Annotated in this window: 20 protein-coding genes and 1 pseudogene; 9 read left to right on the top strand and 12 right to left on the bottom strand. The window is 39.1% G+C overall.

What is annotated here, in order from left to right; translation table 11 throughout:
• Nucleotides 1-34 precede the first annotated feature (34 nt).
• Together msrAB and BQ4443_RS11135 are read left to right on the top strand one after the other, a co-directional pair.
• A complete protein-coding gene (gene msrAB / locus BQ4443_RS11130; protein WP_071059131.1) occupies nt 35-1,567 on the top strand; it encodes a bifunctional peptide-methionine (S)-S-oxide reductase MsrA/peptide-methionine (R)-S-oxide reductase MsrB in 1,533 nt (510 codons plus the stop codon).
• Nucleotides 1,568-1,631: 64 nt separating this feature from the next.
• A complete protein-coding gene (locus BQ4443_RS11135; RefSeq protein ID WP_023951303.1) occupies nt 1,632-2,450 on the top strand; it encodes a thioesterase family protein in 819 nt (272 codons plus the stop codon).
• A 102-nt stretch (nt 2,451-2,552) separates the two neighbouring features.
• Here the strand turns inward: BQ4443_RS11135 and BQ4443_RS11140 are convergent, their stop codons facing one another.
• Nucleotides 2,553-3,671 (bottom strand): endonuclease/exonuclease/phosphatase family protein, encoded by a 1,119-nt coding sequence (locus BQ4443_RS11140; protein WP_218118051.1) that lies wholly within the window; start codon nt 3,669-3,671, stop codon nt 2,553-2,555.
• Between the two features lie 177 nt (nt 3,672-3,848).
• On the opposite strand from BQ4443_RS11140, the gene BQ4443_RS11145 reads away from it, so the two are divergent.
• Both BQ4443_RS11145 and BQ4443_RS11150 read left to right on the top strand, forming a co-directional pair.
• A complete protein-coding gene (locus BQ4443_RS11145) occupies nt 3,849-4,586 on the top strand; it encodes a glutathione peroxidase (protein WP_071059132.1) in 738 nt (245 codons plus the stop codon).
• A 301-nt stretch (nt 4,587-4,887) separates the two neighbouring features.
• On the top strand, nt 4,888-5,766 hold the full coding sequence (locus BQ4443_RS11150; RefSeq protein ID WP_071059134.1) for a pirin family protein: 879 nt from the start codon (nt 4,888-4,890) through the stop codon (nt 5,764-5,766).
• A 287-nt stretch (nt 5,767-6,053) separates the two neighbouring features.
• On the opposite strand, the gene ssb (BQ4443_RS11155) is transcribed toward BQ4443_RS11150, so the two are convergent.
• The 3 genes and pseudogenes from ssb (BQ4443_RS11155) to BQ4443_RS11165 all read right to left on the bottom strand — a co-directional run bounded on the left by ssb (BQ4443_RS11155) (nt 6,054) and on the right by BQ4443_RS11165 (nt 8,801).
• The gene (gene ssb, locus BQ4443_RS11155) at nt 6,054-6,620 is read right to left on the bottom strand and encodes a single-stranded DNA-binding protein (RefSeq protein ID WP_071059137.1); all 567 of its coding nucleotides are present in this window, start codon (nt 6,618-6,620) and stop codon (nt 6,054-6,056) included.
• A gap of 346 nt (nt 6,621-6,966) precedes the next feature.
• Nucleotides 6,967-7,317 (bottom strand): annotated as a pseudogene (gene ssb / locus BQ4443_RS11160) (single-stranded DNA-binding protein); the annotation flags it as partial.
• Between the two features lie 278 nt (nt 7,318-7,595).
• A complete protein-coding gene (locus tag BQ4443_RS11165; RefSeq protein WP_071059139.1) occupies nt 7,596-8,801 on the bottom strand; it encodes an MFS transporter in 1,206 nt (401 codons plus the stop codon).
• A 158-nt stretch (nt 8,802-8,959) separates the two neighbouring features.
• Between BQ4443_RS11165 and uvrA the strand changes: the two genes are divergently transcribed.
• Nucleotides 8,960-11,854, top strand: a complete 2,895-nt coding sequence (gene uvrA / locus BQ4443_RS11170) for an excinuclease ABC subunit UvrA (protein ID WP_071059141.1) — start codon at nt 8,960-8,962, stop codon at nt 11,852-11,854.
• A gap of 5 nt (nt 11,855-11,859) precedes the next feature.
• Here the strand turns inward: uvrA and BQ4443_RS11175 are convergent, their stop codons facing one another.
• From BQ4443_RS11175 to BQ4443_RS11185, 3 genes are read right to left on the bottom strand one after another with little or no spacing between them, the layout of a single operon-like run.
• Nucleotides 11,860-12,984, bottom strand: a complete 1,125-nt coding sequence (locus tag BQ4443_RS11175) for a deoxyguanosinetriphosphate triphosphohydrolase (protein ID WP_023951290.1) — start codon at nt 12,982-12,984, stop codon at nt 11,860-11,862.
• Nucleotides 12,985-13,005: 21 nt separating this feature from the next.
• Nucleotides 13,006-14,085: a 3-dehydroquinate synthase gene (aroB, locus tag BQ4443_RS11180; protein ID WP_071059142.1), complete on the bottom strand. Its 1,080-nt coding sequence runs from the start codon at nt 14,083-14,085 to the stop codon at nt 13,006-13,008.
• Nucleotides 14,072-14,635, bottom strand: a complete 564-nt coding sequence (locus BQ4443_RS11185; protein ID WP_031274627.1) for a shikimate kinase — start codon at nt 14,633-14,635, stop codon at nt 14,072-14,074. Before BQ4443_RS11185 ends, aroB begins: the two co-directional genes overlap by 14 nt.
• Before the next feature lie 329 nt (nt 14,636-14,964).
• Here BQ4443_RS11185 and BQ4443_RS11190 point away from each other — a divergent pair, with 329 nt between their 5' ends.
• Nucleotides 14,965-17,421 (top strand): penicillin-binding protein 1A, encoded by a 2,457-nt coding sequence (locus tag BQ4443_RS11190; RefSeq protein WP_071059144.1) that lies wholly within the window; start codon nt 14,965-14,967, stop codon nt 17,419-17,421.
• Nucleotides 17,422-17,517: 96 nt separating this feature from the next.
• Here the strand turns inward: BQ4443_RS11190 and lysA are convergent, their stop codons facing one another.
• Nucleotides 17,518-18,804, bottom strand: a complete 1,287-nt coding sequence (lysA, locus tag BQ4443_RS11195; RefSeq protein ID WP_071059146.1) for a diaminopimelate decarboxylase — start codon at nt 18,802-18,804, stop codon at nt 17,518-17,520.
• Between the two features lie 5 nt (nt 18,805-18,809).
• Nucleotides 18,810-19,085 carry an LPS translocon maturation chaperone LptM gene (locus BQ4443_RS11200; RefSeq protein ID WP_023951283.1) on the bottom strand — a complete coding sequence of 92 codons (276 nt, stop codon included), beginning with the start codon at nt 19,083-19,085 and terminating at the stop codon, nt 18,810-18,812.
• 41 nt (nt 19,086-19,126) lie between these two features.
• On the opposite strand from BQ4443_RS11200, the gene cyaY reads away from it, so the two are divergent.
• Nucleotides 19,127-19,459 carry an iron donor protein CyaY gene (cyaY, locus tag BQ4443_RS11205; RefSeq protein ID WP_071059148.1) on the top strand — a complete coding sequence of 111 codons (333 nt, stop codon included), beginning with the start codon at nt 19,127-19,129 and terminating at the stop codon, nt 19,457-19,459.
• 143 nt (nt 19,460-19,602) lie between these two features.
• Here the strand turns inward: cyaY and ccsB are convergent, their stop codons facing one another.
• From ccsB to BQ4443_RS11220, 3 genes are all read right to left on the bottom strand, one after another.
• Complete coding sequence (ccsB, locus tag BQ4443_RS11210) at nt 19,603-20,916, bottom strand: c-type cytochrome biogenesis protein CcsB (protein WP_071059295.1); 1,314 nt, start codon at nt 20,914-20,916, stop codon at nt 19,603-19,605.
• 37 nt (nt 20,917-20,953) lie between these two features.
• A complete protein-coding gene (locus BQ4443_RS11215) occupies nt 20,954-23,041 on the bottom strand; it encodes a cytochrome c biogenesis protein ResB (protein WP_256331021.1) in 2,088 nt (695 codons plus the stop codon).
• A gap of 102 nt (nt 23,042-23,143) precedes the next feature.
• Nucleotides 23,144-23,848, bottom strand: coding sequence for a c-type cytochrome (locus BQ4443_RS11220; protein WP_071059150.1), 705 nt, complete (start codon nt 23,846-23,848; stop codon nt 23,144-23,146).
• Between the two features lie 181 nt (nt 23,849-24,029).
• Between BQ4443_RS11220 and yihA the strand changes: the two genes are divergently transcribed.
• Together yihA and hemB are read left to right on the top strand one after the other, a co-directional pair.
• Nucleotides 24,030-24,650 (top strand): ribosome biogenesis GTP-binding protein YihA/YsxC, encoded by a 621-nt coding sequence (gene yihA / locus BQ4443_RS11225; protein WP_023951272.1) that lies wholly within the window; start codon nt 24,030-24,032, stop codon nt 24,648-24,650.
• Nucleotides 24,650-25,657: a porphobilinogen synthase gene (hemB, locus tag BQ4443_RS11230; RefSeq protein ID WP_031274621.1), complete on the top strand. Its 1,008-nt coding sequence runs from the start codon at nt 24,650-24,652 to the stop codon at nt 25,655-25,657. Before yihA ends, hemB begins: the two co-directional genes overlap by 1 nt.
• Nucleotides 25,658-25,999 lie beyond the last annotated feature (342 nt).

A 25,999-nucleotide genomic window follows, 5' to 3' on the forward strand; every position in this document is an offset into this window, starting at 1 on the left:
GTAAAATAGCTAAAAAGACCTTTGGAGAACATATATGCCTTTTCTATATTTTCTACGGACAATTATTTTAGGTATTATGGCGCTATATAGCTCCACATTATTTGCACAGACTATTAATTTTAATGCTTTAAAAGATATTAATAATCAAAAAGCTAATTTTTATATCAAGAATAATAAACCTACCGTTGTAAAGTTCTGGGCAAGCTGGTGTCCATTATGCCTTGGCGAATTAGAACAAACTGAGCAATGGGTACAAGATAAGGATTTTGCCATGATGAATATGGTTACCCTTGCATCTCCCGGTTATTTGGGTGAAAAAAAAGCGGCTGATTTTTCGCAATGGGCTCTTTCATTACCCTATAAAAAGCTACCAATCCTTATCGATACCGAACAAACAATTGCAAAATCACTCAATATTCGTGTCTACCCTTCATGGGTCTTATTAGACAGTAATGGGCAACTCGTAAAAGTAGTAAAAGGCACACTATCCAAAGAACAATTACTTGGCGTAATTAAAAACCCAGACGCTCCTATCCAAAAAGCATCGACTACTTTCTACAAAGCCGATACCAATAGTGAACACAAAAAACCTATCCGTACTGAAACGATTTATCTAGCAGGTGGTTGCTTTTGGGGACTAGAAGGATATTTTCAACGCATTCCAGGTGTTATTGATGCCGTGTCAGGTTATGCAAATGGCAATACTCAAAACCCTAGTTATGAAGATGTAGTTTATCGCCATACCGGTCATGCTGAAACAGTCAAAGTAACGTATGATATTGATAAGCTTAGCTTTGCTGATATTTTAGAGTATTATTTTAGGGTCATTGATCCTACTAGCTTAAATCAACAAGGCAACGATAAGGGAACACAGTATCGAACTGGTATTTACTATACCAAAGCGGACTATCAGCCTTTAATCGCTGAAGCAATTAAGAAAGAACAGACAAAATATAAAAAACCAATAGTAGTTGAAAATAAACCTTTAGCCAATTTTTATCCTGCTGAAGAATATCACCAAGACTATTTATTAAAAAATCCAAATGGTTATTGTCATATTGATTTAAATAAGGCAGATGAGCCATTAAGTACCCCCTCACCAAAAGGCTTTAATATGAAAGAGTACAAAAAACCATCGCAGTCAGAGTTACGTCAACGTTTAACACCAGAACAATATCGTGTCACTCAAGAAAGTGGAACTGAATACGCATTCAGCCACGAATATGATGAATTATTTGCCCCCGGCTTATATGTTGATATTGTGAGTGGACAACCTCTTTTTAGCTCTGATGACAAATTTAACTCACATTGTGGATGGCCAAGCTTTACTCAACCTATTGAAAAAACAGTTGTCACAGAGCACAAAGATTTTAGCCATAATATGTACAGAATTGAAGTACGCAGCCAAGCCGCAGACTCTCATCTTGGACATGTATTCCCTGACGGTCCGGCTGATCGTGGTGGTTTACGTTATTGTATTAATGGTGCCAGTTTACGCTTTATCCCTTATGCTGATTTAGATAAAGAAGGGTATGGTGAATGGAAAGATAAAATCAAACAAAAATAATTTGCTTGCAATTTAATTGACGTTTACGTAAAGTAATAGCTATTATTCTTACAAGGAGACGTTAATGCCTGCTTTTTATCGTTGTATTCTGCGCGAACAAAGTGAGGACGGCAAAACAGTTATTGCCACTTATGAACCAAATATCCATGCTCAAGGGGCATGGAATCCTCATGAGCAACATATGGCACCCGCAAGTGGTATTATCACTCGAGAACTCGAAGCATTTAATCCCAATGAGCATTTACGCATTGGTCGAATTAGTTTTGATATCTTCGGCTTAATCTCCTTTGATCGCTTTACGATTGAAACACGTACTATTCGCCCCGGTAAAACAATTGAATTAATTGAATCAACCATGAAATCTCAAGGGAAAATATGTATTGTGGCACGTGCGTGGCGTATGATGATACATGACACCTCCAGTGTTCATGGTTTAGAAGATGATCATGTTAGCACCCCTGATTTACTTCCTGCATGGAATGGTATGCTCCGTTGGAGTGGTGGCTATATCCAATCTATTGATGTCCGCATCGGTCCTAATCATAGACCAGGAAAAGGGATTGTCTGGGTAAATACAGGCGTAGAAATGGTGGAAGGCGAATCCACCACTGACCTCGCACATATTATTGGACTTGTTGACACCGCTAATGGTATTGTTCCTCGTCAAGAGGGTGAGTTTAAATGGGCATTCCCAAATTTAGATTTGCAAGTACATATGCACCGTTTACCTCAAGGAGCTTGGCTTGGTCTGGAAACCATTCAGCAATACGGTAGTGATGGAGTTGGTTTAACAAGTTCAGTCCTACATGATATTCATGGGCCATTCGGTCGTAGTGAGCAAATCCTAACTATTCGCCCTATGCCAAGTGAAAATAAAGCCTAATATCCTTAACAAATGCTATGGACATTCTGGTTAATTGGTTAAACGTTAATAGCTTATCTCGTCACTATTTTTTTAATGCTTATGAAAGAAAGTAAGAGTTAGCTAATTATCTGTATCTATCACCTCTTTAATTGGTTCTGCCTCAGCAATTTTGTGACTAGCCTCTTTATTGTCTTCTGGTGTGGCTTCTTCTAATTCTTGAATAGTTCCCACACTAGGAGCATATTGGAAACGACCATAAATAGGAAAATGATCTGATCCTACAAAGGGCAAAACCTTTATATCTATAACCATAAAATCATTGCTATGGAAGATATGATCTAATGGCCAGCGTAAAAATCTATAATTAGCGTTGAATGTACTATATAAGCCTCTTCCTATACGTGGGTCTAACAAACCACTAATTCGCTGAAATAAACGAGTGGTGCGTGACCATGCCACATCATTCAAATCACCAAAGACTAATGATGGTCTTTGTTTTTTCGCAATTTCTCTACCAACTAATAATAACTCAGCATCCCTAGCGGTTGAGGTATCCGCTTCTGTCGGGCTAGGAGGCTGAGGATGCAAACAATATATATCTATCCACTCACCTGACCGTAACTGCACCTGAGTTACTATTGAGGGAATATCCTCCTCCACCCAGTGACGAACTTCAGTATGTCTCAAAGGTAAACGACTATACAAATGCATACCATACAAATTGTCTAACGGAATTTTGATACTATTGGGGTACACTTTTTCTAATGGTTCTAAGGCAATTTCCCACCACTTATCGCTTTCCAAGGTCAATACAATATCTGGCTGCCATTTATTAATCTGAGCAAGTAGCAAATCACTACGACGATTAGACGTAAGCACATTACTGATTAGCAATGAAATAGTCCGATTAGTTGGTTTATCCTTATACGCTAACACTTCAGACTTTACCATGAATGTATAGGCAGAGATTTCTTTTAATTGATAAACAAAACAAACTAAGTTGATGCACTCAACTACTAGAAATACCCCTGTTTTATCATCTTGAATAAAAATTAAATTCAAGATGAAACACAGTAAACTCAGAATAGCAATTTGCAAACGAGGAAAATCAAATACCCTGAAAACCCAGTGGTCATGGCGAATAAACGGTAAGATTGTGGCTAAAATGGGAATACCCATCAGCACAATTAGTAACACATCGTATTGACTCATTCTGATTGTAAAGATTTGGTCATTCATAAAGGGATATAATACATTAAGGATTACCTCATTATCATTACTATCTCTTAAGTGTTGTAAGAACAACTATTTAGGTGATTAAACAAGTTTTATAGTTAAACGAATGAGTATTCATCATTAATCCTATGAATATTTATCGTATATCAATAACATTCCAGACATAAATAGGAGAAAAAAATGGCTTTAGTTGATCATACTGGACAACAAGTCCCTAGCTGCACATTCCGTACTCGCGTTGGCGATACATGGAAAGACGTTACGACAGATGAGTTATTTAAAGGTAAAAAAGTCGTTGTATTCTCATTACCCGGCGCATTTACTCCAACTTGCTCATCAAGCCACCTACCTCGCTATAACGAGTTAGTACCTGCCTTTAAAGCTAATGGTATTGATGATGTTTTATGTGTTTCTGTAAATGATACATTCGTGATGAATGCTTGGGCAGCCGCTGAGGAATCTGACAATATCAAAATGATTCCTGACGGTAATGGCGAGTTTACTGAAGGTATGGGTATGCTTGTTAATAAAGATAATCTTGGCTTTGGTAAACGCTCTTGGCGCTACTCTATGCTTGTCAATGATGGCAAAGTAGAAAAAATGTTCATCGAACCGGAGAAAGAAGGCGATCCGTTTGAAGTGTCTGATGCTGACACTATGTTGAAATATGTGAATGCTAACTGGAAACCACAAGAATCTATCGCTGTGTTCACAAAACCAGGTTGCCCATTTTGCGCTAAAGCAAAAGCCGCTTTAAAAGAAAAAGGCTTATCTTTTGAAGAAATCGTATTGGGTAAAGATGCAAGCATCGTTTCTGTACGTGCTATTACAGGTAAAACAACAGCACCACAAGTATTTATCGGTGGGAAATACATTGGTGGTAGTGAAGAGTTGGAAGCTTACTTAGCATCACACTAATCACTAATTAGCTGTAATTGCTTATAAGGCCTCTAGGATTTTCTAGGGGCTTTTATGTTTATCTAACTTTATGTTAATTTTGACGTGCAGGTTTTTCTACGTTTAACTATCTAAAAAAACAATAAATAAAGCTTCACTGTCAAAACCTGCATGCCGAAAGCGTTACTTTATCAACAACCCAAACATTTTCTTTTCATATAAGGAAACAATATTTTTAATATTTCTATATTTATTTCCTAATAATCTAAAAATATAATAATTACATCTCGTTTTAACGCTATCCTATAGCAAAGGTACAAAGATGAAAAAACTTGCTCATATTTATAAAGCCCCCCCAAAACACTGGGTAGGTGATGGTTTTCATGTACACACTATGTTTAGCTATAATGATGACGCTAAACTACTTAGCCCTTTTTTATTATTGGACTATGCCCCTCCACGTCATTTTGAGCCAAACCTAAGCCGACAGTATCATGGTGTTGGTGAGCATCCCCATCGAGGTTTTGAAACAGTCACTATTGCCTATAACGGCGAAGTCACTCATAAAGACTCTTTTGGTGGCGGAGGTACTATTCTTGAGGGAGATGTACAGTGGATGACGGCAGGTAGTGGGCTTATGCATCAAGAGTATCATTCTGACAATTTCTCAAAGCAAGGTGGGCTATTTTCCATGGTGCAATTATGGGTCAATCTACCTGCCAAAGATAAAATGACTCAGCCTAAATACCAAGCCATCAGTACTCAACAGATTCCCGTTGTGACATTTGAAAATAACGCTGGTCAAGCTCGTATTATTGCTGGTGATTTTGAAGGTACTAAAGGTACAGCATCCACCTTTACCCCGATTAATATGTGGGATATCACACTTAATCAGGATAGCCAGTCTATTTTTGAGTTACCCGATTCGCACAATTTGATTCTATTAGTGCTAGATGGTGAGATCGTGATTAATGATGAAACCTCTGTTCATGCGACAGAACTTGCCAACTTCGCACCAGGAGGCTCTCAAATTAAAGTAGCTAGCCACCATACAGCAAGTAAATTTTTATTGCTAAGTGGAGAGCCACTTAACGAGCCTGTTGTCGGTTATGGTCCTTTTGTGATGAATACTCAACAAGAAATTGTCCAAGCATTCCAAGATGTGCGACAAGGGAAATTTGGCTCTATTGCTCAACAATAGTTATAGGCACTACTAAAGAAGTACTTTTCTCTATCAAGATGCTATTTACACTAACATCTTAGAGTTCTAAGATGTTAGTGTACTCGCGATAGTTTTTTGCTAGGGATCACTACCAAACGCTTACAGTTACCATAAAAAGAAAGACTGATTCCTCTACAAAACAAGAAATCAGTCGTCGTTACTATCTTGATTGACATACCCGTAAATGCCATTCTATTAATCTCTGACTGACTATCTGAGTCAGTCAAGAACGAACCATGAAAAGCTATTCTACAGTCTCACAAGCCTTAGAATGGAATATCATCATCCAAATTACCTACCCCTGCATCACTAGGTGATACGGCTGGGGATTGAGGTCTTTGCTGAGTAGCATTACTCTTTCTCGGTGGTGTGCCTTGCTGATCAAAATCATTAGTAAACGTACTCGTCGTCGTAGTCTGGGCTCTGTTAGATATAGGCGTACTATAGCCACCACCAGTAGGACCAGTCCCCACTGGGCCAGGAGGTGTTGTGTCCACACCCGCTTTACCCAACATTTGCATATTATCTGCAATAATCTCTGTGGTATAACGCTCTACATTATTTTGATCGATATACTTACGTGTTCTTAAGCGACCCTCTACATAGATACCACTACCTTTACGCAAATATTGACCAACAATTTCTGCTAAACGACTGAAAAACACGACTCTATGCCACTCAGTTTCTTCGCGGCGCTCTCCTGTATTTCTATCATTCCAAGTAGATGTAGTCGCCACGCTAATGTTAGCCACTTGCCCTCCGTCAGGCATACTACGTAAGGTAGGATCAGCACCCAAATTACCCACTAAAATTACTTTATTTACTGAAGCCATTAATCTTATTCCTATTGATACTAAAACGATCTTTCAATCGTATAACAATGTGAATCATTATAACAATCTACCTTCTTAACTGCATAAAAAAGCCTTTTTTAGGGATTACTCCCATCAAAAAGGCACTTAACCCCTCAGTAATGGCCATTAGCTATTCTTATTCCTAGCGTAAAGGATAAAGTGATGCAACAATGGCATTGAAAGCTCTTCTACGCCACGACGGAGAGAATATTTCTAACTGCCTCATGACGCTAGGATGAGCTATTTAATTAATGAAAAATTACACTCTTCTCATTCACTAAAAAGGATTATCATCATCGTTGATGTCATCTATAGGAGGATCATCATCTTCCTCATCAATAGTTTGCTTGCCTAATAATTGCAAATCCTCAACCACGATCTCAGTCGTATACTGATCCTTGCCACTTTTATCTTGCCACTTACGTGTTTTTAAGCGTCCTTCCACATAAACAGGACTACCTTTTTTAAGATACTTCTCAATAACATCAGTTAATGGGCCAAAGGCAACGATACGATGCCATTCCGTTTCTTCACGACGCTGACCACTTTGCTTGTCGGTCCATGTATTTGTAGTAGCAATGCTAAAATTGGCTACACTAAATCCATTAGGGTTATAACGCACCTCAGGATCTCTACCTAAATTCCCCACTAAAATTACTTTATTGACTGATGCCATTTATTATCTCCTTTTTAAACAATATCTATTTTATTGTTCCAGACCACTCTTAACTCTTTTATTAATTTTAACGTGCAGGCTTTCACTTAATTCGCAACCACCAAGAATGTTTACTCAATGACGCAACCCTGCACACCGAAACCACAAGCAAAGGATTTTTACCGACAATCTGAAACAATAGCTTATTGTTATCTAATTTTGATACATTGCCTAGTAGGATGAGTAATTTATCCTAGCGAAAAACTCACCTATTGCCCTATTCTCCTATCACTCCCAACTTAATTCGCTTTAGGTAAGGCTTGCATATGTTTGGCTACTAAAAACCATGTCGCTGCAAGTAGTGCTGCCAAGATAAATACCACGTAGATAGAAGCATGTTGAGCCAGTAATCCCCCTACTGCACCACCAGCAGCCACTCCAAAAGCTTGGAACATATTGTATAAACCTAGTGCCAATCCTTTGTGTTGTGGCGGTGTTACACGTGAAACCATAGACGGTTGTAGTGCTTCTAACACATTAAATACAACAAAGAATACTAATAAAGCGGCAACAGATGCCCAAAACGATAAGCTCATAACAGACCATAGTAACAATAAGCCTGCTAATACGGCTACACAAATTTCTAATGCTTTTTTATGATAATGACGTGTTTCAATAAAAAATACGGCAGGAATCATCACGATTAACGCCACCACAATAACAGGCAAATATACTTTCCATAGCTCTCCTATGGTAATACCACCTAAATGAATGAATAATGACGGTAATACAACAAACAGTGCCATTAAAGAAAAATGCAGACAAAACACACCAAAATTTAATCTCAATAAACTATCATTTTTTAAGACTTCCTTAACGCTCACACTAGCGATCGCCTGATCATGCATAGGCACAACAGGTACTAATAGCGTGGCCAACAGTAAACACACAAAGCCCAATAAACTAATTACCCAAAATAGACCACTTAGACCAACCCATTCCACTAGCAAAGGAGATAAGACTAGAGAAACTGCAAAAGATAAGCCAATAGAGGCACCTACCATAGACATCGCTCTGGTTCTTACTTCTGGGCGAGTAGAATCGGCAATCCATGCGGTAATTGCCGCTGATACGGCACCAAAGCCTTGAATGGCACGACCAATCAACACACCAGTAACTGAATCGGACAATGCACATACTATCCCACCAATAATAAATAAGGCCATCCCAACGACAATAATTGGACGCCGTCCAAATTTATCCGACAACATCCCAAAAGGAATCTGCATAATAGCCTGTGTTAGCCCATATGCACCAATCGCAAATCCAACCAAAGCCAGGTTATCTCCTCCTGCCAATTGCTTGGCAGCATCAGCAAATACAGGCGTCAGCAAAAAAAGACCTAGCATTCTAACGGCAAAAAGTAAGGCTAAATTAGCACTTACTTTTTTCTCTTGGGTAGTGAGTGAAATACGATTTTTTTTGATTTTTTCAGAAGCGTTCATAATATTTTCTTTAACAGCAGATTGGGATTTACCATGTATGTATTGATTCAACAAAATGCATAGGAAACAAAATTGTATTTTACCTAAGTTACAAGCTAAGTTATAGTAATAGGTTATTTAAATATTTTCTGCTGGTAACAGTCAGCGTAGCATAATTTATGAAATCATCAAGCAATGACACCTCTCTTTCTCTGCAAGAAGTAATTCGCATCAGAGGTGCTCGCACCCATAATTTAAAAAATATTTCTGTGGACTTACCACGTCACAAACTTGTGGTTATTACAGGTCTATCAGGATCCGGAAAATCATCATTAGCTTTTGATACCCTTTATGCTGAAGGTCAACGACGTTACGTCGAAAGTTTATCTGCTTATGCCCGTCAATTCCTGCAATTAATGGATAAGCCTGATGTTGATTTAATTGAGGGTTTATCACCCGCCATTGCCATAGAACAAAAAACGGCTGGACATAATCCACGCTCCACCGTAGGCACAATTACAGAAATTCATGATTATTTACGCCTATTATATGCCCGTGTAGGTACACCACACTGCCCTATTCACGGTGAGCCATTACAAGCACAAAATGTGTCACAAATCGTTGATAATATTCTGGCCCTTCCCGAAAATACTCGTATCAGTATTTTATCTCCAGTGGCTCGTGGACAAAAAGGTAGTTTTGAAGAGAAATTTTTACAATTCCAAGCGCAAGGTTTTATTCGTGTACGAATTGATGGTGAAACTTACGAGTTAGATAGTGCTCCTGCCCTACAAAAAAATGATAAACATGATATTGATGTCATCATTGATAGACTTAAAGTCAAAGCAGACAATCAACAGCGACTAGCCGATAGTATTGAAACAGCACTGAAACTGAGTAATGGTCGGGTCATCTTATTAAACATGGATACGACAGAAGAAAAAGCCTTTTCCACTCAGTACGCTTGCCCTATTTGTGCTTATAGTTTAACTGAACTTGAACCTCGATTATTTAGTTTTAATAGTCCACTAGGCGCTTGTCCCGCATGCGATGGTTTAGGGCAAACTCAACTTTTCGATCCTCAGCGGATTGTTGCCTTTCCTGAGTTAAGTCTTGCCAGTGGTGCTATCCAAGGCTGGGATGCTCGTAATAATTTCACAATGACACTTATCAATAGTCTAGCACTACATTATGGCTTTGATACCTCAACACCATTTAATGTTCTTGACCCAGCCATACAACATATTTTGTTATATGGTTCGGGTGAAGAAGAAATTGATTTCCTCTATCTTAATGACAAGGGCAGAACGAATATTAAACGTCACCCCTTTGAGGGCATCATCCCTAATTTAGAAAGACGTTGGAAAGAAACAGAGTCTACCCATATCAAAGAGGAACTCAATAAATTACGCTCCACCGTCCCTTGCCCTACTTGTCATGGCTCTCGGTTAAGAGAAGAGGCCCGCCACGTACTTATTGGACAAGATAAACGTGAGGGTGATAAACGTCAGGGTTTAGCGATTTATGAATTAGAAGCTCTCTCCCTTGCTGAGAGCTTAGCTTGGTTTAAGCAATTACAACTCACTGGTGCTAAACAAGAAATTGCCGAACGCATTATTAAAGAAATTCAGTCACGTCTACATTTTCTTAATGATGTTGGATTAGCTTATTTATCTTTAGATCGCAGTGCCGATACCATTTCTGGAGGAGAAGCTCAACGCATTCGTCTTGCTTCTCAAATTGGATCTGGATTAACTGGGGTGATGTATGTTTTAGATGAGCCCTCTATTGGTCTACATCAACGAGATAACGATCGCCTTATCTATACTCTTAAACATTTACGCGATTTAGGTAATAGTGTGATTGTGGTTGAGCATGACGAAGATATGATTCGTGCAGCAGACTGGGTCATTGATATGGGGCCTGGAGCAGGTGAACGAGGCGGCGAAGTAGTAGCTGAAGGAGAGGCTGAATCATTAAAACAAAATCCTCTCTCATTAACAGGCGACTATCTAAGTGGTCGCAAAAAAATTACTGCAGAGAATGCTCGCCCAATTACCGAAGAAACCTCTTGGCTTAAATTAGTTGGTTGCACAGGCAATAACCTCAAAAACGTAACCCTTGATATTCCTCTAGGTAAATTAGTCTGCATCACTGGCGTTTCTGGCTCTGGTAAATCAACTTTGATTAATGAAACCTTAGCGGCTATCTTAATGCGTGACCTTAATAGAGCCCATGCAGAGCCGGCACCCTATGAAAGTATTCATGGCGTAGAGTTTCTCGACAAAATTATTAATGTGGATCAAAGTCCTATTGGTCGAACCCCTCGCAGCAACCCTGCTACCTATACAGGCTTATTTACGCCTATTCGTGAATTATTTGCTGGTACGCCTGAAGCTAGAGCAAGGGGCTATGATGCAGGACGTTTTTCTTTTAATGTTAAAGGTGGGCGTTGTGAAGTCTGTCAAGGTGATGGGGTACTCAAAGTAGAAATGCATTTCCTACCCGATGTTTATGTACCATGTGATGCGTGTGAGGGCAAACGTTACAACCGTGAAACCCTAGATATTCATTATCGTGGGCATACAATTAGTGATGTACTTGATATGACCGTGACAAATGCCTTGGATTATTTTTCAGCAGTTCCTAGCATTGCTAGAAAATTACAAACCTTAGTGGATGTAGGGCTTGGTTATATCCGCTTGGGTCAAAGTGCTACCACCCTATCTGGCGGTGAAGCACAACGAATTAAACTATCATTAGAACTCTCTAAACGGAGTACGGGAAAAACACTTTATATCTTAGATGAACCAACGACTGGTCTACACTTTGCCGATATTCAATTACTACTAACAGTGATTAATAAATTAGTTGATGCAGGTAACTCAGTAGTCATCATTGAGCATAATTTAGATGTCATTAAAACCGCTGATTGGATTATTGATTTAGGTCCCGAAGGGGGACAAAATGGTGGTCAGATTATCGCTACGGGTACACCACAGGATATTTGCAAAGCCAAAAATAGTCTAACAGGACAATTTTTGGCTAAACATTTACAGGAAAGAAACAGTTAATTAGTTTACACCTCAAATAATTGACGATATTCGCGCATAGCATACCTATCCGTCATGCCTGCAATATAATCGGCAATAGCTCGTTGCTGCTCAATCTTATCTTCTCGCTGATAATCAACAGGCAATAGTTTAGGATTGAGCAAAAATGCTTTGAACAACTCTTGAATGATCATAGTAGCTTTAGCTGTCATTCGCATCACTTTATAATGCCGATAGAGATTTTCCATCAAGAATTTTTTTAACTCAATTTCTTGTTCTGCAATAGCTGGAGAAAAAGATACCAACATAGGTGCATGATGCACATCTTCAATGGTTTTAATCTGATGTTTACTAATATTCGATAATGTCGTTTGTGTTAAATCTACAATAAGCGTATTAATCATGCTTCTAATGGTCTCAGAAATAACACGCCGTCCTTTTTTAACATCTGGATAAGTCCACATCACTCGCTCGTAATGTTCATTAAAAATAGGAACTTCCCGCATTTGCTCCAATGTTAGTAAACCAGAACGAATACCATCATCAATATCATGATTGTTATAAGCAATACCGTCAGCTAGATTGGTTAATTGTGCCTCTAAACTAGGCTGTGTCCTGTCTAAAAATCGTTGTGCAACAGCACCTAATTCGCGTGCATTTCTCGCAGAGCAATGCTTCAAAATACCTGCTCTTGTTTCAAAGCTCAGATTCAACCCATTAAAACTGGCATAGCGTTCTTCTAATTCGTCTACAATGCGCAAACTTTGCAAATTATGTTCAAAGCCACCAATCTCTGGCGCAAACTCTCGCATACAGTCATTCAATGCATCTTGACCAGCATGACCAAAGGGCGTATGTCCTAAATCATGAGCCAATGCTATCGCCTCTACTAAGTCTTCATTTAGCGAAAGATTACGAGCAATGGCTCGACCAATTTGTGCCACTTCTAAGCTATGCGTTAAACGTGTCCGAAATAAATCGCCCTCATGATTAACAAACACTTGTGTTTTGTATTCAAGGCGACGAAAAGCACCACAGTGAATAATCCTATCGCGATCACGTTGATAGGGACTACGTCTAGGATCCTCCTGTTCTGGATGCAATCTTCCTTTTGTTTGGCTCTCAAGACTTGCATAGCTAGCTAGTGTCATGTGTTTTATTACCCTTATTCCTTATGCTTTTACGGTTTTGCTCAATGCTATACCTAAATCTTCAGAAGGCACTGTTCGCACAATAGCCTCACCTATTTTTGGTAGTAACACAAATTTGATTTTTCCACCTTCCGCTTTTTTATCAATCTGCATTAACTCAATCCATTTATTCGTCCCTAAATTAGGAGCTTGCGTTGGACAACCGATGGCTTTCACCAAGTTTCTAATACGTTCGACATCCTCCCTAGGTAAGCCTAAGGTTTGTGCTGATAATTCTGCCGCTTGCACCATGCCACACCCCACAGCCTCACCATGCAACCATTCACCATAGCCTAGTGCGGTTTCAATAGCGTGTCCAAATGTATGACCTAAATTTAAAATAGCTCGTAGCCCTGTTTCTTTTTCATCCTCCCCCACCACATACGCTTTTAACTCACAAGAGCGGTGAATGGCATAGGAAATTGCTTCAGCATCAAGTGCCTTTAATTTTTCCACATTTTCCTCACACCATGTGAAAAAATCAGCATCTAAAATCATGCCATATTTAATCACTTCAGCCAATCCAGCAGAAATTTCTCGTGGAGGTAAGGTTTTGAGTACATTAACATCAATATCTACAGCAATAGGCTGGTAAAACGCACCAATCATATTTTTCCCTAGGGGATGATTTACTGCTGTTTTGCCACCGACTGAAGAATCCACTTGAGCTAACAAGGTGGTTGGTACCTGAATAAAGCGAACACCTCGCATATAAGTTGCGGCAGCATAGCCACTAATATCACCAATAACCCCACCGCCGAGAGCAACAATAATTGCTTTGCGATCAACTTTTTTCGATAGTAAAAAGGTATAAATAGTATTTAAGGTTTCTTGGGTTTTAAATGCTTCACCGTCATGTAATTCCAATACATGTAAAGGTTTGGCACAAACAGCTAGGCTTTTTTTAGCGACATCTCCATATAAAGGCATTACCGTACTATTAGTGATAAGAACTATGCTGCTCGCATTCTCCGGAACCGATGTAGCTAATTGTTGTAGGATATTAGGTGCAATATGGATGGGATAGCTCCCTCCTGCAACATTTACATTAACAATGCTCATGACTAATTACTCCTTCATCTAAAAGTGCTTTCTTTAGTTGCTTGACTGTTGTATGGATATTGCCTGTTGAAGTTTCCATCGTAATATTGGCTAAACGTTCATAAATCGGCATACGTAGAGTCAATAATTGCTCAAGCTTTTGCTTGGGATTCTCTGTTTGTAATAAAGGGCGTCCTGTATCTTTAGAGATACGTGCAAATAATTCATCTAAACTAGCTTTCAAATAAATAACTTTGCCCTTCTTCAATAATTCTTGGTTACACGCTGCCATAATAGCTCCCCCCCCAGTAGCCAATACAATATTAGGCTGTGTAACTAACTCCGACAATACGGCTGTTTCTCTTTTACGAAAGCCTTCTTCTCCCTCAATATCAAAAATAATAGGAATTTCGACACCACAACGACGCACAATTTCATGGTCTAAATCCACAAACTCAACGCCTAACTCACGAGCCAACGCCCGTCCTATGGTTGTTTTACCTGCACCCATCATGCCAATCAAAATAACACATGGTGATAGATTCTTGTTATTTTCCTGTTTTTTACTCATCGTCGTGAAAAATATTTTATACTGATTGAATATTAACATTAGCCAACGAATTTCTTGCTTTTATAACAAAATTATTATTAATTTTCAGGCTATCGATAAAATAGCATTTTCAGTGTACGGATTTTCATCATCAATCAGACATTATTGATTTTTTTGTTCTCAGTAATAAACCTACACATCAAATTTAAACATAACTGTTTGTCAACAATCTGAAAATTAGTGTTAATTTTTCCCTTTAATCTGCTATTTAAGGTGTTTCAAAAAGCAGGTTTACCATGACAAGTGATAAAATCAACTATCTTAATTCTTTTCGGATAGCATAACCGGGCATGAATACTGAATCAACATCACCACCAAAGGGCTCTTTTGTTAGCCGTTTTATTCTTAAACCTCTAGTTTTTCTAGCAGGTATCGCTTTTGCTTTTCTATTATTAGGTATTTTAGCCGTTCAATTAACTTGGACATCCTTACCTGACCTAAAGGCGATGACCGAATATCGTCCACGTTTACCTGTCTTTATTTATTCTGCCGATAAGGTTTTATTAGCTGAATATGGTGATGAACGTCGCAACGTTTTAAATTTACGTGAAATCCCTGAAGTTATGCGTCATGCCCTATTATCCGCTGAGGATGACAGCTTCTATCAACATGGTGGTGTTGATTGGATGGGCGTAGGTCGTGCTGTGCTTGCCAACTTAACAACAGGCGCTAAAACTCAAGGGGCAAGTACTATCACGATGCAATTAGCGCGTAATTTCTATCTATCTTCTGAAAAGAAATTTACTCGTAAATTTTATGAATTATTGCTGACCTATAAAATTGAGAAGAATCTAACCAAAGACCAAATTCTTGAGCTTTATATGAACCAAATTTATTTAGGTCATCGCTCTTATGGATTTGCTGCCGCATCTAGAACTTACTTTGGCAAGCCATTATCTGAGATTACTCTTGCCGAGGCAGCAGCACTAGCCAGTGTACCAAAATCACCGTCACGCACTAACCCTCGTAGTAACCTCAAAGCGACTATCGTGCGTCAGCACTACGTTCTCAATCGTATGCTGCAACTCAATTACATTACTAAAGCACAATATGATCAAGCGATGGCTGAAAAATTAGTTGTTCGTAATATGGCTCAAGATGAACAACAAGAAAAAGTTGCTTTACATGGTCAATATGTAGCAGAATTGGCGCGCCAATTAATGCATACACAATATGGAAATAATCTTTATGGTCGAGGTTTAAGAGTTTACACGACTGTTCATTCTGATGAACAAAAAGCGGCTTACGATGCGGTAAGACGTGGTTTATTAAACTACACTCGTAAGAGAGCTTATACAGGTCCTGCAGCACAACTTGATCTACCTGCTGGCTTAGAAAATGATAGTCTTAAAATGAGTGAGTTCTTACAATCTATGCATGAAAAGCATCCAGATAGTGGAGATCTTCTTTCAGCTGTCGTTCTTTCTGCCTCACCTAATAAAGTTGTTGTGATGCGAAACCCTGGTAAACCCATTGACTTGACAGGTGAGTCATTAAATTATGCCAAACGTTCATTATCAAGCAAGGCATCTGCTTCTCGTATTATCAAACGCGGATCTGTCGTCTATCTTGAGAAATTACGGAGTGGCGCATGGGGCATTATTAATATACCTATTGTTCAATCCGCCCTTGTTGCCATTAGCCCAGAAGATGGAGCAATCAAGGCAATGATTGGTGGTTTTGACTTTAACTTAGGCGACTTTAATCGAGTAACTCAAGCATGGCGTCAACCTGGGTCTACTTTTAAACCATTTATCTATGCTGCTGGTTTGGAAAGAGGCATTACCCCAGAAACACAGATTTCTGACCAACCTTTCTTTTTATCAGCCCGTCAAACTGGTAGCAAACCTTGGACACCTAAAAATGCCGGCAACTCTTACACAGCCAGCCAAACATTTAGGCAAGGTCTTTATAAATCTAAAAACATGGTGTCTATTCGCGTATTAGAGGCTGTTGGTCCAGATTTTGCTTCTAGCTTTGTCAGCCGTTTAGGCTTTGATATGGACCGTCAACCACCCAAAGGTGCTTACTTAACGATGGCATTAGGCGCTGGTAGCGTAACGCCTCTTCAAATGGCAACAGCGTATTCTATTTTTGCTAATGGTGGGTATCGTATCAACCCTTACTTAATTGACTATGTTGAAGATATTAATGTACCTAATGGTCAAAAACCAATTGTGATTATGAAAACCTCACCTGCCAAAGCTGGTGATGAAAAGAATCGTGTTATGGATCCTCGCACAGCTTATGTAATGAATGACATTTTACGTGGGATCGTGCGTTCAGGTACAGCGAGAGCGGCCTCTTCATTAGGGCGTCCAGATGTAGCAGGCAAAACAGGGACCACCAATCGTTCAGTAGATGCATGGTTTGTAGGCTATACACCTAAACTTGTGGCTGCAACTTGGCTAGGTTTTGACCAACCAACTTCCTTAGGCGATCGTGAAACAGGTGGTGGTGCAGCATTACCTATTTGGTTAGATTTTATGCGCAAAGCCTTAGTTAACGTTCCTGTCGTACCTGTAGGTAAAATGCCTGATGGTCTCGTTAAATCAGGGGAAAATTTTTACTTTAAGGAATTCCCTCAAGGCAAAGCTGTGGCAACCATCGGCAATATCTCCGCTGCACCAAGTTCAGAGACAGGCAAAGCATATAATCCATATAAGCCCAGCAGTCCTTCCAGTGACCCTATTGGAAATCTAATCCAATCCTTTAACCCTACTGGTGGACCTCCTATCCGCTTCTAATCATTGATATAAATAAAAACCCGTTACTTGCATTTGCTGTAACGGGTTTCTTATTCGAAGACTCAATGAAAGATACGTTATTATGATTGTAAAAGCTTAATCTACAATATGCTCTAATGCTAATAATTGTTCAATTGTTTCACGCTCTCGAATCACATGACATTGATCACCATCCACTAATATTTCTGCAGCTCTTGGACGTGTATTATATTGACTTGACATCGTAAAACCATATGCACCAGCAGACTCAATGACTAAATAGTCACCACGCTCTACAGCGAGTTGGCGATCTTTGGCTAACCAATCACCTGACTCACAAATAGGACCGACGATATCAACCGTTTGTTTAGCTTTATCCTTCCCTTCTTGCACAGCTAATACACCGTGATAAGCATCATAAAGCGTTGGGCGAATTAAATCATTCATCGCCGCATCTACAATCGCAAAATTCTTGGCCTCAGTATCTTTGACAAACTGCACTTGAGCCACCAAAATTCCTATATTGCCAACTAAGGATCGACCAGGCTCCAAAATTAACTCTACATCACCATAACCTGCTTGAATTAATTTCTGCATCACAATATTAACCATTTCTACTGGCTTAGCTGGTCTCTCATCCGTATAAGTGATTCCTAACCCTCCACCAATATCCACATGTTTTAGCACAATCCCCTCAGCTTTAAGAGCATCCAATAAAGCAATGAGCTTATCAGCAGTATCCGCAAAAGGTGAAATTTCTGTAATTTGCGAACCAATATGACAATCAACTCCAACAATCTCAATATTAGCTAATGATTGTGCTTTTTTATAAATACTGACGGCGACATTAATATCGACACCAAATTTATTTTCTTTCAAACCAGTCGAGATATAGGGATGTGTTTTTGCATCAACATCAGGATTTACACGTAACGAAATAGCCGCTGTTTTATTCAACTGCTGTGCTACCATAGCCAGTAAGTCTAGTTCAGGAATTGATTCAATATTAAAGCATTTAATCCCTGCATTTAAAGCCGCCTCAATTTCCCATGTCTGTTTACCGACCCCAGAAAAAATAATTTTTTGTGGGTCTGCACCTGCTTTGAGCGCTCTCGCCAGCTCTCCCCCTGAAACAATATCAAAGCCAGATCCCAATTGTGCAAACTGATGTAGAATGGCTAGATTAGAGTTAGCTTTAACCGCATAACAAACCAAAACCTTTTTATACGTATCTATTATCTGTTGATACAACTGCCAGTGTGCTTTCAGTGCAGCTTTAGAGTAAACATATAATGGTGTTCCAAACTCTTTTGCTATATCGTTAACAGAACAATTTTCTACAAATAATTGATTATCTTGGTAATGAAAAAAAGGGCTTCCTACAGGTGTGGGTAATGTATTCATACGGCTTAATTTGAGTTACTATCGGATTGACGAGTATGTTCAGAGGCCTGTTGAGCCTCTTTTTCTGCTTGTGCTTTACGAGCTTCTCTTTCTGCTCGTTCTTGCGCTCTGCGCGCTTCTTTGCGAGCCTGAATACGCTTTTCTTTAGCTTCTAGCTCCGCACGTTGTGCAGGAGTTGGATAATAGAGTGGAGCCTTAAATCCACACGCAGAAACACCCACACATACTAAAATGAGGGTTACAATAAGTTTTTTACGATGCGTTATGGTATTGATTACCATCGCTTACTTCCTAAAAAAATGATTATCTAGAGAGTTTAATTATGACAGAAACAGAATTTCTTGTCCGTGCTGATAAGATTATAAATAATATTCAACGCCAAGCTGATGACTGGTTTGAAAACCTAGATATTGATGTTGATGCCAAAAAAGAAGGCTATGTTCTAACCCTAATCTTTAATAATAAACACCATGTCGTCATCAATGCACAAACTCCTTTACAAGAAATGTGGTTAGCTGCTCCTAGTGGAGCCTTTCACTACCGCTTAGAAGGTGAACATTGGGTTAACACACGTGAAGAAGGCGCCAATCTTGGTGAGCAAATAGCTGAACTCTGCTCTGGTTTAACAGGTAAATCATTAACTGTTCAGATTTAAATCTTATCTATTCTACTTAGACTTCATTCCTTAAAAGTCTAAGCCGTAGAGTAATATCAATATATAGATACAACGGTTCGTTATCTAACTTGCTTGGACCATCGAAAAAAAGGAGCTCACTGAGCTCCTTTTTCAACTATTTCTTACAGCTGACCATAAGAATGCAATCCAGATAAGAAAATATTTACCCCAATAAATGCAAAGGTTGTAATCACTAAGCCAGCTAATGCCCAATAAGCGGCAGCAACACCACGCATCCCTTTCATTAGACGTAAATGCAACCATGCGGCATAATTAAGCCATACCACCAATGCCCAAGTCTCTTTAGGGTCCCATTGCCAATATGTCCCCCACGCATCAGCCGCCCAGAATGCACCTAACACAGTTGCAACGGTAAAGAATGCAAAACCAACAGCAATCGCACGATACATAATATCATCTAGTATTTCAAACGAAGGTAAGCGTGCGGCAATTCTTTTTCTTAGCATCAAAATTAAAGCAACAATCACCAAACTAATACCAAAATAAACTACCCAGAAAACCGATACACCACCTCGATCACCAAAAATAAATACTTCAGCAATTAGACCAGCACCAATAATTAGCAAAGGGATCATACTCGCCCATGAGTTTGTATTGGCGTAATGCTTAACTAAATATGCAAATCCTACCATAGCTGACAATGCAAAAGTACCATAGCCGATAAAATTAGCAGGAACATGAAGTTTCATCCACCAACTGTTTAGCGCATTATTCAACGGTCCAATAGTAGCCGCATCGCGTTCAAAGGTATACCACATCAAGAAAATCACCGCAGACGAAATCACCAATAATACGAATGCTCCCAACGCCCTCGTGTTATAGCGTTTTTCATAGTACAGGTAGAACATTGCTGTAATTAAACAGAATAAAACAAATACCTCATATAAGTTACTAACAGGAATGTGTCCCATATCAGCAGCAATTAAATGCCCTTCACGCCAACGGACTAATAATCCAACAAAGCCTAATACGACTGCAGCCCAGGTAAAGATACTACCCATCCAATCAAATTTAGGACTAAAATAAGAAATCCAATACGCCACTGTTGCCATAAAAAACAAAGCAGACATCCATAAAATAGCGGACTGGGAAGAAATCAAATATTTGAGTAAGAATTTTTTTTGTGCATTTGCTAAGTCACCGTCATATAACCATAATGAAAATAACGTGATAACAAATACACCTAGGAATAATGTTCTTAATGGACGCCATAACCAGCCTAACCACACTAAGATTACTGGTACAACAGCAAGAATACCCTGCTCGTAGATATCCATTTTTTGTGACCATTGAGAGAAAATATATCCCACAGCCGCCACAAGCACAGCAAAAAACACAGCATCAGTCCAATCTAATCGTCTTTTCAGATTCTTATCACCATTGACTTTCTCTATCCATTTATCTGACGGATACATAGTAGCCCCTTGTTGATCCAATACTTGTCCTGACATATTATTTCCTTTCTAACTCAGAAAAATCTTGTTTGAACTTCTCAAACTCTTTCAAGAAATCCATTGTTCGTTTTTGTGATGACATAGCTGCCTTGATTTCACTACCGTGCTCACTAGGTACCACCCACAACCATAAGCGTCGTTCCCTGACATAAAACATTTGAAAAACACCTAGTATCAGAAACAAACAGCCTAAATACACAACATATTTACCAGGGGAGCGTGTTGCTTGTAGAACAGTGCCTTGAATATGCTCGAAAGTCTTTAACTGTAATACCACAGGTGCTGGGTAAAATGAAATATCTGATAACGCACGAATAGCTGTATCAAACCACATCGCTTGTTTTTCTGCATCGTCCTGATTAACGTAATTTAACACAGGTAAGCCTATTTTTTCACGTGCCATATTACGTAAATCAATTGCAGAGAACACTAGGTAATCACGTAAAATACCTTTCATTGGTTCACGGATATTAGCAGGCACTCGTTCTGCTTCTGGTACACCCACGCCATCTACATAATCATCAATACCCTTAAAACCACTTTTAGCAAATATTCCTAACGCCCTATCTGCCAAAGCGACAATATTCTTACGGTCAATTCTTGGATCATCTACTCTAGCAGCATAAGCTTGTGCCGCTTTAAGACGCATCTCTGGGTTTTCTAGCGCCTCTTTTAAAGCAAAAAATTCATCCATAGAAGTTTTTTCATCAGCAGGAATCCGAATATAACTAAACCCAGCATCTGTAGGTAATTTTAAACCAATCAAAAATACCAACTTACCATCTAACTCCACTGGTAACATATAGTTTTGATATTGTACAGACTGATTTTTATCATCAGTCAGCGTATATTTAACCAAGGGCCCAACATTATGCAAATTAGCATTATGTTTACTTGCTGCACTTCCTGTCACAGCCAAAATTTGCTCTTGGAAATTTTTAGGTTTTGCTAATGATTCAGGTGTACTTAGATTTTCAACATTAATTGGTCTAAAGTCATCCACTCTTAATTGATATGTTTGTGGCTTTCCATCCACCATAGTTGTAATCGCCGAAGTTTGACCCACTCTCGTTTTAAGCTCTAGGTTCGGATCTTTGTCTTCTTTCAACGCATATGTTTTTAAGGTTAATTTTGAACCACCGTCATTAAAACTGGATTGATATAAGGTGACTCCATGTAATTGGTAGGGGTGATTAACTTCAATAATCTGGTTCTCTGATTTACCTGTTTCATGGTCGGTAATAGTTACATCACTTGCAAATCGCTTAGGCATACCATTCATTTGGTAATATTCGATAATAAATTTATTTAATTTGATATCGAAGGGCAAGTTTTGCAAGAAAGTGTCTTCGCCTAGAGCCAATAAAGCATAATTAGAACTATCACCCTCACTGATAGAAACATTCCCACGGAATGATAAATTATGCACACCAAATTTTGAGGCAGGTGACAAGTCTGATACAAATTTTGCCTCTGCCGGGATGGGCTGTTTATGCCCAAACCAAATTTGCAATCGATTAGGTAGCTCACTATCTAGTAAGCCACCAATACAAATAACTACAATTGCTAAATGCGCAAAAATATAACCTAGACGATTCGAACTACCTTTTCTAGAGGCCAAGAGAACTGTCTCACCTTCTACTTTCTCTTTAAAGGCATAACCTTGTTTTTTAAGCCAGACTTTGGACATATTCACTGCTTGGTCAGCAGTGTAAGGTGTTTGGATATCAATTTTATGAGGAAAGGCTTTTAGACTACTTTGGCGAACATACTCTTTAAAAGAGCGCATTTCTTTAACAAACTTAGGAACATTACGTATCAAACATAAGCTAGTCGAAATAACCAAAAATGCCATGACAACAAGAAACCACCAAGTATTATAAATCTGGCTAACGCTAAATTTACTAAATACTTGGTACCAATACGTACCGAAGCGGTCTATATAAAAAATTTCTTCACGATTCTGCTCTAACAAAGTGCCTATTGCACTTGCAATACAGATAATCATCAGCAAATAGATCGCAAAGCGCATTGAACCAAATAGTTCTAACAGCTCTGCCCCCCAACGACGTTTATATTTTTGCATTGTTACAATAAAATTTTCATAAAACAAAGGGATACCGTGACGGCATCCCCTCCATCATGCCACTTAAAGCATGATAACTTTTATTTTGTAAATCTAAAAAAATTAGCGAATACCTGCTGCATAATCTGCAACAGCTTTCATATCGGCATTGCTCATACGGTTAGCAATTGTACCCATCATATTCTCGGCACCACCATGTGTACGAGCACCTTCTGCAAATGAATGCAATTGAGAAAGAATGTATTCAGGATGTTGACCAGACAAGAATGGGAATTGCTCTGGCATACCTTGCCCTTCGGCACCATGACAGGAAGCACAAGCAGGCACATGGCGCTCAGGAATACCTGCACGCCAAATTTCACGACCACGATGAACAAACGCTATATCAGCAGCATGTTGAGCAAAAGCTGGTTTAGATAATTTCTGTTTAGAAATATATGCCGCTAAATCGTTCATATCTTGCTCAGTCATTTTAGCCACGATAGGAGCCATTGCCGTTGGTGAACCGTCAATATTCATACGTGCACTGCGATCTGCACCCTCAGCGACTTGGAAATTTTTGAGTTGGCTAACGATATAACCCGCTGGCATACCTGCTAAGTGTGGATACATAGCTATGGCACTCGTACCAGCTTGTCCGTGACAGGCTACACAGGCCAAGATACCACGTTGTACATCACCCTGAGTAAATAAAGTTTCACCACGCTTAATATCTGGTGTAGTCGCGTTTTGTGCTTGTGCAGCACCTGCTGTTAAACCCATTACTAGACCACTTGCTAGTAAAACTTTAGTAAAAACCTGTTTCATTTAGACCCTCGATTAACGATCCATCTTTAAATTTTTGACACTACTATACAAATATATCCACTTATTTTAGCCAAAAATAAGCATTTAATACATGAGTATAAACTGATTACTGTAATTTTACTTACTTTTATGCTGGATATTATACAATAATGGTTTATAACTGACTAACGTTAGGACTCTTGTGTCAATTTTACATCAAACTAAGTTCTTTGTTTCAGCAGCAAAACTGAATCAATTACCTGACGCCTCTGTTCCCGAGGTTTGTTTTGTCGGGCGCTCTAATGTTGGCAAATCATCAGCGATCAATATACTAGCAAATCAAAAAAAACTCGCTTTTTCAAGTAAAACACCTGGTAGAACCCGTCTGATTAATATGTTCGGCATTCCAAATCCAGATAGCCCTGAACACGCTATGGGTTTTTTGGTCGATTTACCTGGTTATGGCTATGCTTCTGTTGCTCAAAATACGCGTGAAGAATGGGCTGATGTTCTTGGTGCTTATTTGAGAGATCGCCGCTCCCTCGCAGGTATCGTCTTGTTGATTGATATTCGCCGTGGGGTGACAGAATTAGACCGACGTTTAGCAGAATGGATTGCACCCTCAGGTATTCCGACGCTCGTACTGCTAACCAAAGCCGATAAGCTTCCTTATGGGCAACGCATGCGTGCAGTATTTGCCGTGACCAAGGATTTGCAAAAGATAGGCGCATTAAAAGTTATTCCTTTCTCAGCAACTAACCGTATTGGTATTGATGAAACTGCTGAGCAAATTATCAATTGGATACAACCAAAGGCAGAATAATGAGTATTATTACCCCTGATTTCCCATACAGTCGTCCTCGTCGTAATCGTAAGGATGATTTCTCTAGACGCTTAGTACGTGAAACAACATTAAGCACAGATGATTTTATTTATCCCGTATTTGTGCAAGAAGGCACGGGTAGCTTGCAAGATATTCCATCAATGCCAGGCATTGTACGCTACTCAATTGATACTTTGTTGCCCGTTGCAGAAGAATGTGTGAAACTCGGCATCCCTGTATTAGCCTTATTTCCATCAATTGAAAATAGCTTAAAAACACCTGACGGCATCGAAGCGACAAATCCAGATGGGCTAATTCCTCGCACCGTGCGCGCACTAAAAAAAGAATTTCCTGAGCTAGGTATTCTTTGTGATGTGGCTCTTGACCCATATACTAGCCATGGTCAAGACGGTATTTTAAATGATGAGGGCTATGTATTAAATGACGAAACTGTCAGAGTATTATGTCAACAAGCTCTTACACAAGCAGAAGCTGGTGCCGATTATGTTGCGCCCAGTGATATGATGGACGGTCGCATTGGTGCTATCCGTCATGCCTTAGAAAGTAATAATTTTATCTATACTCGCATCATGGCCTATTCAGCGAAATACGCCAGTGCCTTTTATGGTCCTTTTAGAGATGCGGTAGGCTCTGCTAGCAATTTAGGTAAATCTAACAAAATGACTTACCAAATCGATCCAGCAAATCGTTATGAGGCCCTAAGAGAAGTGGCTGCTGATATCAAAGAAGGTGCTGATTTAGTCATGGTGAAGCCCGGCATGCCCTATTTGGACATTCTGCGTGAAGTGAAAGATCACTTCAAAATGCCTACTTACGCTTATCAAGTCAGCGGCGAATATGCCATGATTAAAGCCGCCTCTCAAAATGGCTGGTTAGACCATGACAAAGTGATGATGGAGTCTTTATTAGCATTTAAACGTGCTGGTGCTGACGGTATATTGACTTATTTTGCCATTGAAGCCGCTAAGTTATTAAAAAGTCAATAAATTTATTGGAGCAATGACGGATCATCCGAATACGCTATGGGGGAGGCTTATTATTCTGTGGTGCAATAGGTCTCAAGATTAAATATATTATAAGTAATAAAAATATAATAATTCTGTAAAAATAATCTAATACATTATTGCTACATTTCTCAAAACGCTTAATAAGCAATAATTTACGTTTTAAAATTATCGAGGATTAAATGGTAAATAGACCTAAGTTTAGAGAAGCATGGCAGGCATTTGAAACAGTAAATGTTCCTGTAAAAATGGTAGGGGATTTAATAGGGGGCAATAAAATCAAATATTGATAGTGGAATATTTAATAATGCTTGTCCTATTCGT

It is taken from the genome of Pelistega sp. MC2 (genome assembly GCF_900099475.1).
Taxonomy (GTDB): Bacteria; Pseudomonadota; Gammaproteobacteria; order Burkholderiales; family Burkholderiaceae_B; genus Taylorella; species Taylorella indica.